The sequence below is a fragment of the Pantoea sp. X-Soil-TKNS-1280 genome, assembly GCF_059730475.1.
This window is the reverse complement of the sequence record NZ_AP035962.1, coordinates 1-14,247: the sequence shown is the minus strand read 5'-3', so window position 1 is coordinate 14,247 and position 14,247 is coordinate 1. Positions and strand designations below refer to the sequence as shown.

Below are 14,247 nucleotides of genomic sequence, written 5' to 3'. Positions count from 1 at the left end.
GAGTTAAAAAAATCAGGCTCTATGCCATTTTAGTAGGAGTCATTGATTGCTGCTGGAGGGAAAATAGGACAGTTTGATTACAGTCAAATGTACGAAATATGACAGTTTTATGACATCGTTTAAAAATGAAGCGGGACCTGACAGGCCCCGCTTTTCTTACTGATTATTCGACAGTAACTGATTTCGCCAGGTTACGTGGCTGATCAACATCAGTACCTTTAATCAACGCCACATGGTACGAAAGCAGTTGCAGCGGCACGGTATAGAAGATCGGCGCAATCACCTCTTCTACGTGCGGCAGTGAGATAATCTTCATGCCTTCGCTGTCGCTGAAACCCGCATCCTGATCGGCGAACACGTACAGCAGACCACCGCGCGCGCGCACCTCTTCAATATTAGACTTCAGCTTTTCCAGTAACTCATTGTTCGGTGCCACCACAATCACTGGCATATCGGCATCAATCAGCGCCAGCGGCCCGTGCTTCAGCTCACCGGCAGCATAGGCTTCCGCGTGGATGTAGGAGATCTCTTTGAGCTTCAGTGCCCCTTCCATAGCAATCGGGTACTGATCGCCACGGCCAAGGAACAGGGCGTGGTGTTTGTCAGAGAAACCTTCTGCCAGACTTTCGATCACCTTGTCCTGCGCCAGCATCTGCTCAATACGGCTCGGCAGCGCCTGCAACGCGTGCACAATGTCGTGCTCGGTGTCGGCAGACATACCGTGCAGACGACCCAGTTTCGCCACCAGCATCAGCAATACCGTAAGCTGCGTGGTAAAGGCTTTGGTGGAAGCCACACCGATTTCGGTGCCCGCTTTGGTCATCAGCGCCAGATCGGATTCCCGTACCAGCGACGAACCCGCGACGTTACAGATCGCCAGCGAACCGAGGTAGCCCAGCTCTTTCGACAGACGCAGCGCGGCCAGCGTATCTGCCGTCTCACCTGACTGCGACAGCGTGATCAGCAGGCTGTTTTTACGTACCGCAGATTTGCGATAGCGGAACTCAGAAGCGATTTCGACATCACAGGGAATGTTGGCCAGTGACTCGAACCAGTAACGCGACACCATACCGGAGTTGTACGACGTGCCGCAGGCGATAATCTGGATATGCTCAACTTTGCTCAGCAGGGTTTCAGCCTGCGGGCCCAGTTCACTGAGATCGACCTCACCGTGGCTGAAACGACCGGTTAAGGTGTTTTTGATCGCCATCGGCTGTTCATAAATCTCTTTCTGCATGTAATGACGATACACGCCTTTGTCACCAGCATCGTATTGCACATTGGATTCGATCTCGGCGCGATTAACCGGTTTGCCACTGCGATCGACAATCGTCACGTCGCGGCGAGTGATCTCAGCGATATCGCCCTCTTCCAGATAGATGAAGCGACGCGTCACCGGCAGCAATGCCAACTGATCAGAGGCGATAAAGTTTTCGCCCATGCCACGACCGACCACCAGCGGGCTACCGGAACGGGCAGCCACCAGCAGCGACGGATCGCGGCTGTCCATGATCACCATGCCATAAGCACCACGCAGCTGCGGAATGACCCGCAATACCACTTCACGCAGCGAACCGCCCTGCTTCTGCTCCCAGTGCACCAAATGCGCCACCACTTCGGTGTCGGTTTCTGAGGCAAACTGGTAGCCGCGTTCAATCAGTTGTGCACGCAGCGGCTCATGGTTCTCAATGATGCCGTTATGCACAATGATGATGTGCTCAGAAATATGCGGATGCGCATTCGCTTCTGAGGGTTCACCATGCGTTGCCCAGCGGGTGTGAGCGATACCGGTGCCACCAATCAACGGCTGTTCTTCCGCCGCCTCTGCCAGCTTCTGCACTTTGCCGAGACGACGCAGACGCGTCACATGGCCCTGGGCGTCAACGACGGCCAGACCAGCCGAATCGTAACCGCGATATTCGAGACGACGCAGACCTTCCAGCAGAATCTCTGCAATGTCGCGCTGTGCTACTGCACCAACAATTCCACACATAATAGTTTCCTGACTTCATGGCTTTCGGCCATTGCGTTGTCATCTGACCTGATATCCGGCAGTGCCGGTTCCCCGAGCCTTGTAGAGAGTGGGGATGTAGTTATAGTTACTGCTAACAGGCCGATCTTTGTCGGCCATTAAAAATTACTTTTTCTTTTCCGGGCGCTGCCAGCCTGCTTTCTGGTTCTGTTCTTTACGGTTGTAGACCAGAACGGCGGCGGGAACGTCTTTCATTACCGTGGTGCCGGCGGCGATAGTTGCGCCACTGGCGACAGTGACCGGAGCCACCAGCTGAGTATCGGAACCAACAAACACGTTGTCACCAATGATGGTTTTGGATTTGTTCGCACCATCGTAATTACAGGTAATGGTGCCCGCGCCGATATTCACATCGTCACCAATCTCTGCGTCGCCAAGATACGAGAGGTGACCGGCTTTAGATCCCTTACCGAGGGTGGCTTTTTTCATTTCCACGAAGTTGCCAACGTGCGCCTTCTCCCCCAGTTCACTTCCGGGGCGCAGACGAGCAAAGGGGCCAACGGTGCAGGCCGCAGCCAGACTGGCATCCTCGATCACCGAATACGCGCTGATTTCACAATCGTCAGCGATCACGCTGTTTTTGATGATGCAACCCGCCGCGATTTTCACCCGATCGCCCAGCGTCACGTTACCTTCGATGATCACATTGGTATCAATTTCGACATCGCGACCATGTTTCAGCGTGCCACGCAGATCGAAACGTGCTGGATCACGCAGCATCACACCTGCCAGCAACAATCTCTCGGCCTGCTCAGTCTGATATGCACGCTCCAGCGCAGCCAGTTGCAGGCGGTTGTTCACACCGTCGGTTTCACTGATACGTGCCGGATGTACTGCCTGAATCAGACGCCCTTCCTGATGTGCCATGGCAATAATGTCAGTAATGTAGAACTCGCCCTGCGCATTGTTATTGTTTAACTGCGACAGCCAGCGTTTGAGGTCGCCGCCATTGGCAACCAGAATACCGGTGTTGATTTCCTGAATTTTCAGCTGTTCTGCCGAAGCATCTTTTTGTTCCACGATGCTGGTGATGGTGTCGTGTTCACGTACGATGCGACCATAGCCGGTGGGATTGTCGAGAACTACCGTCAGTAGCCCAATGCCGCCAGCTGGTTTGGCAGCGCGCAGACGCTGCAAAGTTTCCTGCGAGATCAGCGGCACATCGCCGTACAACATCAGAATATCTTCGTCATCGGCGAAATAAGGAGCCGCCTGCTGCATCGCGTGTCCGGTTCCCAGCTGCTGTGCCTGAAGTACCCAATTCAGGGTGTTCCCGGCAAGTTGCGCTTTGAGTTGATCACCGCCATGACCATACACCAGATGGATTTGCTGTGCGCCCAGCCCGGTGGCGGCGTCAATCACATGCTGAACCATCGGTTTTCCTGCCAGGGTATGCAGAACTTTGGGGAGATCGGAATACATACGGGTGCCCTTGCCAGCAGCAAGAATCACCACACTCATCGCAGTTGTAGACATAACCATCCTGACTCTGTTTTAGCTTTCGAAAGTTTAAGGTTTACCCCTGAGATTACTACATTTTTCTCGGATCGAAATTAGAGGATGTCGCGGTGTGACAGAAATGTGCAGGCAGGAAATTGCAGGGAAAAAAAATGCCAGCCCAAAGGGCTGGCATTTCGTGACGCATAAAGCCTGATTACATCGCTTTTTTGGTCAGCTCGATTACACGCAGTTTCGCGATAGCTTTCGCCAGTTCGGCAGAGGCCTGCGCATAGTCCACATCACCGTGGCTGCTGCTCATGTGCTCTTCTGCTTTACGTTTCGCTTCCAGCGCGCGCGCCTCGTCCAGGTCTTCACCGCGAATCGCAGTGTCGGCCAGCACGGTGGTGCTACTCGGCTGTACTTCCAGCACGCCGCCAGAGAGGTAGATGTACTCCTCTTCGCCGTGCTGTTTAACGATGCGAATCATACCAGGCTTGATGGCAGTCAGGAGCGGGGCGTGACCTGGGAAAATACCCAGCTCACCTTCGCTACCTGACACCTGGATCTTCTGCACCAGACCGGAGAACATTTGTTGCTCCGCGCTGACCACATCCAGGTGATAAGTCATAGCCATATCATTCCTCCCGGGAAACCGAAATTACAGTTTCTTCGCTTTTTCCACAGCTTCGTCGATCGCGCCAACCATGTAGAAAGCCTGCTCTGGCAGATGGTCGAATTCACCTTCCATGATGCCTTTGAAGCCACGGATGGTGTCTTTCAGCGATACGTACTTACCTGGAGAACCGGTGAACACTTCAGCAACGAAGAACGGCTGAGACAGGAAGCGCTGAATCTTACGCGCACGTGCCACCAGCAGTTTGTCGTCTTCAGACAGCTCGTCCATACCGAGGATGGCGATAATGTCTTTCAGTTCCTGGTAACGTTGCAGCAGTGACTGTACGCCACGCGCTACATCGTAGTGCTCCTGACCAACAACCAGCGGATCCAGCTGACGGCTGGTGGAATCCAGCGGGTCAACGGCCGGGTAGATACCCAGCGAAGCGATCTGACGGCTCAGGGTTACAGTTGAATCCAGGTGGGCGAAGGTGGTCGCCGGAGACGGGTCAGTCAAGTCATCCGCAGGAACGTAAACGGCCTGTACGGAAGTGATTGAACCGGTCTTGGTGGAGGTAATACGCTCCTGCAACACACCCATCTCTTCAGCCAGAGTCGGCTGATAACCTACCGCTGAAGGCATACGACCCAGCAGTGCAGAGACTTCTGTACCGGCCAGGGTGTAACGATAGATGTTGTCGATGAACAGCAGTACGTCACGGCCTTCATCACGGAATTTTTCCGCCATGGTCAGACCGGTCAGTGCTACGCGCAGACGGTTACCCGGCGGCTCGTTCATCTGGCCATACACCAGCGCTACTTTATCGATAACGTTGGAGTCAGTCATTTCGTGGTAGAAGTCGTTACCCTCACGAGTACGCTCACCCACACCGGCAAATACCGAGTAACCTGAGTGCTCAGCCGCGATGTTACGGATCAGCTCCATCATGTTTACGGTTTTACCTACACCCGCACCACCGAACAGACCGACTTTACCGCCCTTAGCGAACGGACACATCAGGTCGATAACCTTGATGCCGGTTTCCAGCAGTTCCTGCGAGTTAGACTGTTCTTCATAAGAAGGTGCTGCACGGTGAATAGAGGAAACCTCTACTGCGCTGCCGTCTTCTTCTTTCAGGTCGCCTTTCATGTCGATCGGCTCGCCCAGCACGTTCATGATACGGCCGAGGGTTGCTTTACCAACCGGTACCTGGATCGGTTTTTTCAGGTCGGTAACTTCCAGACCGCGCTTCAGGCCGTCAGAAGTACCCATGGCGATGGTACGAACCACGCCACCACCCAGCTGCTGCTGAACTTCCAGCACCAGACGAGCATCACCATTCTTAACCTCAAGGGCGCTGTACACTTGCGGTACTGCGTCCTGAGGGAATTCGACGTCAACTACGGCGCCGATAATCTGGACAATCTTTCCAGCTGCCATCTTGAATCCTCTACCTAATTCCAAACCTGGTTAAACCGCGGAGGCCCCCGAGACGATCTCGGTAAGTTCCTGGGTGATGCTGGCCTGACGAGCTTTGTTGTAAACCAACTGCAGCTCTTTGATCAGATTTCCGCCGTTATCGGTTGCAGCTTTCATCGCAACCATACGTGCGGCCTGCTCACTGGCCAGGTTTTCCACCACACCCTGATAAACCTGCGATTCGACATAACGACGCAGCAGGGTATCCAGCAGCGCTTTCGGATCGGGTTCGTACAGGTAATCCCAGGTCTTCGCCTTCATCTCTTCTTCACCTTCCGCTGGCGGTAACGGCAGCAGTTGGGTAATGGTCGGAGTCTGAGACATGGTGTTATTAAACTTGTTGCTGACGACATACAGCTTGTCGATGCGGCCTTCATCATAAGCCTGCAACATCACTTTTACCGGGCCGATCAATTCAGACAGTGAAGGCTTATCGCCCATGCCTGTAACCTGCGCCACGATGTTGCCACCCACAGAGCCGAAGAAACCCAGCCCTTTGGAACCGATAATCGCCAGATCGCTCTGTACGCCTTTATCAGTCCAGGCTTTCATTTCTGCCAGCACTTTTTTGAACAGGTTAATGTTCAAACCACCACAAAGCCCGCGGTCAGTCGAAACGACCAGGTAGCCGACGCGCTTAACGTCACGCTCATCCAGGTAAGGGTGCTTGTATTCCAGATTGCCTAACGCAAGGTGACCAATCACTTTGCGCATGGTATCTGCATACGGACGACTGGCCGCCATGCGTTCCTGCGTTTTACGCATCTTGGAGGCGGCGACCATTTCCATTGCTTTGGTAATCTTCTGCGTGTTTTTCACGCTTCCGATTTTGGATCGTATTTCTTTTGCGCCGGCCATTAGCTTCTCCTCAAAGCCTTGCGGCCTGCCTTTTCAGACAAGCCGCCAGACATTACCAGGACTGGGTTGCTTTAAACGTTTCGAGGAGGCCTTTCAGCTTCTCTTCGATTTCGTTGTTGAAGTTACCAGACTGGTTGATTTCAGCCATCAGCTCGGCGTGGTCGCGGTCTGCAAACGCCAGCAGCGCTGCTTCAAAGCTACCAATTTTTGCCAGCTCAACGTCGTTCAGGAAGCCACGCTCTGCGGCAAACAGCACCAGACCCTGCTGCGCGATTGACATCGGCGCATACTGTTTCTGTTTCAGCAGCTCGGTCACTTTCTGACCGTGGCTCAGCTGTTTGCGGGTTGCATCGTCCAGATCAGAAGCAAACTGAGAGAACGCCGCCAGTTCACGATACTGCGCCAGAGCGGTACGGATACCACCGGACAGTTTCTTGATGATCTTGGTCTGCGCTGCACCACCCACACGAGATACTGAGATCCCCGGGTTAACTGCCGGACGAATACCGGAGTTGAACAGGTTAGATTCCAGGAAGATCTGACCATCGGTGATTGAAATCACGTTGGTCGGAACGAACGCAGAAACGTCACCCGCCTGGGTTTCGATGATCGGCAGTGCAGTCAGAGAACCGGTCTTACCTTTCACTTCACCATTGGTGAAACGCTCAACGTAATCAGCGGTAACGCGTGATGCACGCTCCAGCAGACGAGAGTGGAGGTAGAACACGTCGCCAGGGAACGCTTCACGACCCGGCGGACGACGGAGCAGCAGAGAAATCTGACGGTAAGCAACAGCCTGCTTAGACAGGTCATCGTATACGATCAGCGCATCTTCACCACGGTCACGGAAGTATTCGCCCATTGCGCAACCGGCATACGGTGCCAGGTATTGCAGTGCAGCAGATTCAGAAGCAGAAGCCACAACCACGATGGTGTTAGCCAGTGCACCGTGTTCTTCCAGCTTACGTACCACGTTAGAGATGGTAGAAGCTTTCTGACCGATCGCGACGTACACGCATTTGATGCCTGAATCGCGCTGGTTGATGATGGCGTCGATAGCCATTGCCGTTTTACCGGTCTGACGGTCACCGATGATCAGCTCACGCTGGCCACGGCCGATTGGAATCATCGCATCGACAGATTTGTAACCAGTCTGAACTGGCTCATCAACAGACTGACGATCGATAACGCCCGGAGCAATCACTTCAACCGGCGAGAAGCCGTCGTTTTCGATTGCGCCTTTACCGTCGATTGGAGCACCCAGGGTGTTCACAACGCGACCCAGCAGGCCACGACCAACCGGCACTTCCAGAATACGGCCAGTACACTTAACCTTCATGCCTTCGGCGAGGTCAGCATACGGACCCATCACCACCGCACCTACAGAGTCACGCTCGAGGTTCAGGGCGATAGCGTAACGGTTACCCGGCAGGGCAATCATCTCACCCTGCATCACATCGGCCAGGCCGTGTACGCGGATGATACCGTCACTTACAGAAACAATAGTACCTTCATTGTGAGCTTCGCTCACGACATTGAACTGAGCAATGCGCTGCTTGATCAGTTCGCTGATTTCGGTGGAATTCAGTTGCATATGCTCCAGTCCCCTTAAGACTGCAAGGCGTCTGCCAGACGCTCAAGACGGCCGCGAACGCTGCCATCAATCACCAGATCACCCGCACGGATGACCACGCCTGCCATTACAGACTTATCAATTTTGCAATTCAGCTTAACTTTGCGTGACAGACGTTTTTCCATCGCGGCGCTGATTTTCGTCAGCTGGCCGTCGCTCAGCGTACTGGCAGAAATCACATCAACTTCGGCCGTCGCTTCGTGAGCGTCACGCAGTTGAATGAACTGTTCCAGTACATCTGGAAGCGCTGTCAAACGTCCGTTTTCCGCCATCACCTTAATCAGGTTCTGAGCGTATTCATCCAGTTGATCACCACAGACTGCGATGAAAGAAGCAGATAAGGCTTCCGGTGCTAAGGCACCGGAAAGGAGATCTGCCATCTGTTCGTTGCCAGCCACTTCTGCGGCAAACGCCAGCATGTTTTGCCAGCGCTCGATACTTTGATGCTCAACAGCAAAGTCAAAAGCTGCTTTGGCGTAGGGGCGAGCTACAGTAATCAGATCAGACATCAGCCCCTCCCTCCTTACAGTTCAGCGACCAGTTTATCAACGATGTCGCTGTTAGCAGCTTCATCTACGGAACGTTCGATGATCTTCTCGGCGCCAGCTAATGCCAGCAACGCGACTTGCTTACGCAGCTCTTCGCGGACACGTGAACGCTCGGCTTCGATTTCTGCCTGCGCCTGCGCCACGATGCGGTTACGTTCAGTCTCAGCTTCAGTTTTCACTTCGTCCAGAATCTGTGCACGGCGTTTGTTCGCCTGCTCGATAATGACCTGGGCTTCTTCTTTGGCTTTTTTCAGCTGGTCGGTCGCATTGGCCTGCGCGAGATCCAAATCTTTCTTCGCGCGTTCAGCAGAAGCAAGGCCATCAGCAATTTCTTTCTGGCGCTTTTCGATGGCAGCCATAATCGGCGGCCATACGTACTTCATGCAGAACGCGACAAACAGGATGAACGCGATGGCCTGGCCGAGGATTGTTGCATTAATGTTCACAGCACAATGCCTCTTATTAAGTTAACTTGCTCTGCCGTTATCAATGATAAGCGGCAGAATCCGTTTCTCACCACACCCGGTGTCATGAGAAACAAAGGCTATCAGGCTTAGGCGACAGCAAACATCACGTAGAGACCCAGACCAACAGCGATCATCGGGATTGCATCCACCAGACCCATTACAACAAAGAACTGCGTGCGCAGCAGAGGAATCAGGTCCGGCTGACGCGCTGCGCCTTCCAGGAATTTTCCACCGAGGATGCCGATACCGATCGCAGCACCGATTGCCGCCAGGCCCATCATCACAGCGGCAGCCATGTACAGCAGATCCATATTCAGGTTTTCCATGACAGTCTCCAGTTTGTTTCAGTTAAAAGCTAAGTAGTTGAGATAAAAATCAATGTTCTTCAGATGCCATCGACAGATAGACGATCGTGAGGACCATGAAAATGAAAGCCTGCAGCGAAATGATCAGGATGTGGAAAATGGCCCACGGCACATTCAACACCCATTGCGACCACCACGGCAGCAGACCGGCAATCAGGATAAAGATCAGCTCACCCGCATACATGTTGCCGAACAGTCGCAGACCGAGTGAAACCGGTTTGGACAGCAGGCTAACACCTTCAAGAATCAGGTTGATGGGGATGAAGATCGGGTGATTAAAAGGCTGCAGCGTCAGCTCTTTGGCGAAGCCACCTACACCTTTCATTTTGATGCTGTAGAACAGAATCAAAATAAATACGCCCAGCGCCATAGACAGCGTGATGTTCACGTCCGCAGACGGCACGACGCGCAGCGCCGGCAGGCCTAAATAGTGCTCACCGATAAACGGCAGCAGGTCGATAGGCAGCAGATCCATGAAGTTCATCAGGAAGACCCAGACAAAAATCGTCAGAGCCAGCGGGGCGATAAGTTTGCTTTTACCGTGGTACATGTCGCGTACGTTGTTATCAACGAAACCGACAACCAATTCGATAGCCGCTTGTAATTTCCCTGGCACACCGCTGGTGGCGCTTTTGGCCACTTTACGGAACAACACCAGGAAGATAAGTCCCAGCACCAGAGAGAAAAACATGGAATCGATATTTAATACCCAGAACGTCGCGGGAGCGTCGTGCGGATTCACTAACTCGAAAGTACGCAGGTCCAGCTGAAGGTTATTCAGGTGGTGACCTATGTATTCTTGCGGAGTAGAGATTTCTCCTGCAGCCATGATGCCTCTTACCCTTTGTTGTTAATTACAGCCGGTGCGACGATCTGCACCACCAGCACCGATAACCAGGTGATTGCGACTGGCCAGAAGACCGCCCCAAACACACCCAACGCCACAATGAGAAAAATAATGGTGGCGAACACCTTTAATACTTCACCGAAGGCGAAGCTCCAGGCTACACGCCCTTTGGCCGGTGTTTGCCCCTGCAGGCGCCAGGCTAAAAACATAAACAATACATTCGGCAGCCAGGCTGCCAGCCCACCCGCGATGGCGGAGGCACCCCAGATGGCATCTTTCAGGGCAAACAACGCACCGATTACGACAAAAGTCACCAGCTGAAAAAGCAGCACGGTTCGGGCTAATTTTACACTGTAAAGAGACACTGACATGGTGCTGAACTCTCCTGCCCCGAATGGGGTATGTCGCGTGTCGTATAAGACTGCCTTTACTCATTTGAGTCAAGCAGCAAAAGCCGTGCAAATTATACGGGCCGCACCTGCGATTTCAATCGCTAAGTAGCGAAAAGGTGAACAATTATTTAAATTTCTTTCCGGAGGGCTATTTCTCAAAAGATTCACATCGAAGAATGATGGTTTCATGAGGTGAAATTGCGCCTGCCACTTGCTTTTAAAGCGTGCTTCAGATCACATTATAAGCATATGGACATGATGTGATTTTGTTTTGAACAAAAAAATACCCATTTCAGATTTGGCAAAAAAGTCCAGTTATCAGAAAGATAAAATTATATTCAGACCACATCGACTGGATTAACGATAAAAACACTCTATTGACATCTCACAGCGTAATAAAATCGCAAAACTGATATTACGCACGCCGATTTATTGCTGAGTTATATTTTCTGGCGTGACTATTGTTTCGCGTAAATACACCCAGAGAAGTGATCTAACTGATAATGAAATGTGAATTAAACGTTAAATGTAACAGAGCTTTTCGGATAATTTCCGCCAGGAATGTTAACTCGCTTCCCCTGCCCTGCTGAATAAATCTCTTCATCACCTGTTGTTTGATTGCTGATTTTTTATACAGCGCCTGGGATAACTCAAATGGTATAGATTGGTCTTAATCCATACCATTTCAGGGGCTATTGACGGGCGATCACCACCAGATGACGTACCCCTTCCAGCTCAGGCACCTGTAACGGATAAACCTGCTCGACCACAAACCCCGCCGGTAAGGTGTTTATTTCATCATCCGGGCGTACCCCTTTCAGGGCATAGAAATGTCCCTGTGCCGAAGGAAGATGATGGCACCAGTTCACCATATCCTCAAGCGAAGCGAAGGCACGGCTGATCACCCCATCAAATGGCGGCTCCGCCGGAAACTCCTCAACGCGGCTCTGCACTGGCGTCACGTTAGTAAGCCCTAACTCATGTTGCACCTGACGCAGAAAACGAACACGCTTGCCAAGACTATCCAGTAGCGTGAACTGTGCCTGTGGACGCACAATCGCCAGCGGAATACCTGGTAATCCCGGCCCGGTGCCTACATCAATAAAGCGATCGCCCTGTAAATGCGGCTCCACCACGATGCTATCGAGAATATGGCGTACCAGCATTTGCTGCGGATCGCGTACGGATGTCAGGTTGTAGGCTTTATTCCATTTATGCAGCAACTCAACATAACCAACCAGCTGTTGTTTTTGTTGATCGGAGAGAGAAATGTTTGCCGCTTTCAGCAGCGCGGAGAGTTTGTTAATCACGACGAGAATTCCATTAACGGGGGCGAGCTGGCTCGCCCCGTGATCAATCAGGCGCTTTTACGCAGCAGACCCTGTTTTTTCAGGTAAATCAGCAAAATGGAGATGGCAGCTGGCGTAATGCCAGAAATGCGTGACGCCTGACCAATCGAGCTGGGTTTATGATCGTTGAGTTTAGCAATCACTTCATTCGACAGACCCGACACCTGACGGTAATCAAGCGTGGCAGGCAACAAGGTGTTTTCATTACGCTGCTGGCGATCAATTTCTTCCTGCTGACGCGCAATGTAACCTTCGTATTTCACCTGGATTTCGACCTGCTCTGCTGCCTGTTCATCGGCCAGCGCCGGGCCATAGCTGTTCAGCGAGGTCAGCAACGCATAGGTCATTTCCGGACGACGCAGCAAATCTTCACCACTGGCTTCTTTGGTCAGCGGCGAGCTGGTGATGCTGTTCACTTCCGCTACGTTGTCGGATTTTGGATGCACCCACAAATCGCGCAGACGTTGACGTTCCAGCTCAATTGCTTCCAGTTTCTGGTTGTAACGCGCCCAACGCGCATCATCCACCAGACCCAGCTCGCGGCCGGTTTCAGTCAGACGCAAATCCGCGTTGTCTTCACGCAGCATCAGACGATATTCCGCGCGTGAGGTAAACATGCGGTACGGTTCTTTGGTTCCCAGCGTGCACAGGTCATCAACCAGCACACCCATATAAGCCTGATCGCGACGCGGCGCCCAGCCTTCTTTATCGGCGGATTGACGAGCCGCGTTCAGACCCGCCAGCAGACCCTGTGCCGCCGCTTCTTCGTAGCCGGTGGTGCCGTTGATCTGGCCCGCGAAGAACAAGCCCTGGATATATTTGCTTTCCAGCGTCAGTTTCAGATCACGCGGGTCGAAAAAGTCATACTCAATGGCATAGCCCGGACGCACAATCTTCGCGTTTTCCAGGCCTTTCATCGAACGGACGATCTGCATCTGCACATCGAATGGCAGGCTGGTGGAAATACCGTTCGGATAGATTTCGTTGCTGGTCAGCCCTTCCGGCTCAAGGAAGATCTGATGCGAGTTACGATCGGCAAAGCGCATCACTTTGTCTTCGATCGACGGGCAATAACGTGGACCGATCCCTTCGATAACCCCGGCATACATTGGGCTGCGATCGAGGTTGTTGCGGATCACATCATGGGTTTGTTCATTGGTATGGGTGATCCAGCATGGCACCTGTTGTGGGTGCTGGCTGACATTACCCATGAATGAAAACACCGGCATTGGGTCATCGCCGTGCTGCGGTGACAGCTGGGTGAAGTCAATGGTGCGCGCGTCAATACGTGGCGGAGTACCGGTCTTCAGACGGCCAACACGTAGCGGCAGTGCGCGCAGGCGTTTGGACAACGGGATCGACGGCGGATCGCCTGCGCGACCACCGCTGTAATTATCCATACCAATATGAATTTTTCCGTCGAGAAATGTCCCGACAGTCAGCACTACGGTTTTAGCACGGAATTTCAGGCCCATCTGTGTTACAGCGCCGACGACACGATCGTTTTCCACAATCAGATCATCAACTGCCTGCTGGAAGATCATCAGGTTAGGCTGATTCTCCAGCGCAGAACGCACTGCCTGACGATACAGTACACGGTCAGCCTGTGCACGGGTCGCGCGCACGGCCGGGCCTTTACTCGCGTTTAGTATCCTAAACTGGATACCCGCTTTGTCGATTGCCGTTGCCATCAAACCGCCGAGGGCATCCACTTCCTTCACCAAGTGTCCTTTGCCGATACCACCGATCGCCGGGTTGCAGGACATTTGTCCCAGCTTATCAATGTCATGGGTGAGTAACAGGGTTTGCTGACCCATTCGGGCAGCTGCCATCGCGGCCTCTGTGCCCGCATGACCACCACCAATTACGATGACGTCAAAAGGATCTGGATAAAACATGAAGTGGTACCTCGTTAATGTTCGGACAGGGATCATTGCCCTGGGCGGTGGATTCTACTGAAATTCTGTCTGCGGTGAAAGTCGTGGGATCCTGAGGTTTAAAAGAAAGGATCTTTATTCTTTGGATGATCTTCCTGTTAGATCTCTTATTAGGATCACGGTTCTCTGTTGATAACCTGAAAAAGCACTTCAGCAACAGCATGTTGGTCAGGATCGTTTGCTGTGAATGATCGGTGATCCTGATCCGTATAAGCTGAGATCAAAATGACTGGTTATCCACAGCTCAGAAAAGCATCATCGGTTATTCTTGGGATAACTACCGG

Annotated in this window: 13 protein-coding genes; all 13 read right to left on the bottom strand. The window is 52.6% G+C overall.

Annotated elements, in window-relative coordinates; translation table 11 throughout:
* Positions 1-163: 163 nt before the first annotated feature.
* The gene (glmS, locus tag AC6I8X_RS00065) at positions 164-1,993 is read right to left on the bottom strand and encodes a glutamine--fructose-6-phosphate transaminase (isomerizing) (protein WP_497840353.1); all 1,830 of its coding nucleotides are present in this window, start codon (positions 1,991-1,993) and stop codon (positions 164-166) included.
* Between the two features lie 144 nt (positions 1,994-2,137).
* Entirely contained in the window at positions 2,138-3,508 is a 1,371-nt protein-coding gene (glmU, locus tag AC6I8X_RS00060) for a bifunctional UDP-N-acetylglucosamine diphosphorylase/glucosamine-1-phosphate N-acetyltransferase GlmU (RefSeq protein WP_497840352.1), read from the bottom strand.
* Positions 3,509-3,686: 178 nt separating this feature from the next.
* Positions 3,687-4,106 (bottom strand): F0F1 ATP synthase subunit epsilon, encoded by a 420-nt coding sequence (locus tag AC6I8X_RS00055; RefSeq protein WP_084878118.1) that lies wholly within the window; start codon positions 4,104-4,106, stop codon positions 3,687-3,689.
* Positions 4,107-4,130: 24 nt separating this feature from the next.
* Positions 4,131-5,528: a F0F1 ATP synthase subunit beta gene (gene atpD, locus AC6I8X_RS00050; RefSeq protein ID WP_084878116.1), complete on the bottom strand. Its 1,398-nt coding sequence runs from the start codon at positions 5,526-5,528 to the stop codon at positions 4,131-4,133.
* A 30-nt stretch (positions 5,529-5,558) separates the two neighbouring features.
* On the bottom strand, positions 5,559-6,425 hold the full coding sequence (gene atpG, locus AC6I8X_RS00045; RefSeq protein WP_084878114.1) for a F0F1 ATP synthase subunit gamma: 867 nt from the start codon (positions 6,423-6,425) through the stop codon (positions 5,559-5,561).
* Positions 6,426-6,477: 52 nt separating this feature from the next.
* Entirely contained in the window at positions 6,478-8,019 is a 1,542-nt protein-coding gene (gene atpA, locus AC6I8X_RS00040; protein ID WP_084878112.1) for a F0F1 ATP synthase subunit alpha, read from the bottom strand.
* Between the two features lie 14 nt (positions 8,020-8,033).
* Positions 8,034-8,567 carry a F0F1 ATP synthase subunit delta gene (atpH, locus tag AC6I8X_RS00035; RefSeq protein ID WP_299455745.1) on the bottom strand — a complete coding sequence of 178 codons (534 nt, stop codon included), beginning with the start codon at positions 8,565-8,567 and terminating at the stop codon, positions 8,034-8,036.
* A gap of 14 nt (positions 8,568-8,581) precedes the next feature.
* Complete coding sequence (atpF, locus tag AC6I8X_RS00030) at positions 8,582-9,052, bottom strand: F0F1 ATP synthase subunit B (protein ID WP_084878108.1); 471 nt, start codon at positions 9,050-9,052, stop codon at positions 8,582-8,584.
* Positions 9,053-9,159: 107 nt separating this feature from the next.
* The gene (atpE, locus tag AC6I8X_RS00025) at positions 9,160-9,399 is read right to left on the bottom strand and encodes a F0F1 ATP synthase subunit C (RefSeq protein ID WP_003849523.1); all 240 of its coding nucleotides are present in this window, start codon (positions 9,397-9,399) and stop codon (positions 9,160-9,162) included.
* A 49-nt stretch (positions 9,400-9,448) separates the two neighbouring features.
* On the bottom strand, positions 9,449-10,267 hold the full coding sequence (atpB, locus tag AC6I8X_RS00020) for a F0F1 ATP synthase subunit A (RefSeq protein ID WP_013511097.1): 819 nt from the start codon (positions 10,265-10,267) through the stop codon (positions 9,449-9,451).
* A gap of 8 nt (positions 10,268-10,275) precedes the next feature.
* Complete coding sequence (gene atpI / locus AC6I8X_RS00015) at positions 10,276-10,656, bottom strand: F0F1 ATP synthase subunit I (protein WP_313684287.1); 381 nt, start codon at positions 10,654-10,656, stop codon at positions 10,276-10,278.
* Positions 10,657-11,369: 713 nt separating this feature from the next.
* Complete coding sequence (rsmG, locus tag AC6I8X_RS00010; RefSeq protein ID WP_497840351.1) at positions 11,370-11,987, bottom strand: 16S rRNA (guanine(527)-N(7))-methyltransferase RsmG; 618 nt, start codon at positions 11,985-11,987, stop codon at positions 11,370-11,372.
* Positions 11,988-12,034: 47 nt separating this feature from the next.
* Positions 12,035-13,924 (bottom strand): tRNA uridine-5-carboxymethylaminomethyl(34) synthesis enzyme MnmG, encoded by a 1,890-nt coding sequence (gene mnmG, locus AC6I8X_RS00005; protein ID WP_299455765.1) that lies wholly within the window; start codon positions 13,922-13,924, stop codon positions 12,035-12,037.
* Between the last annotated feature and the right edge of the window lie 323 nt (positions 13,925-14,247).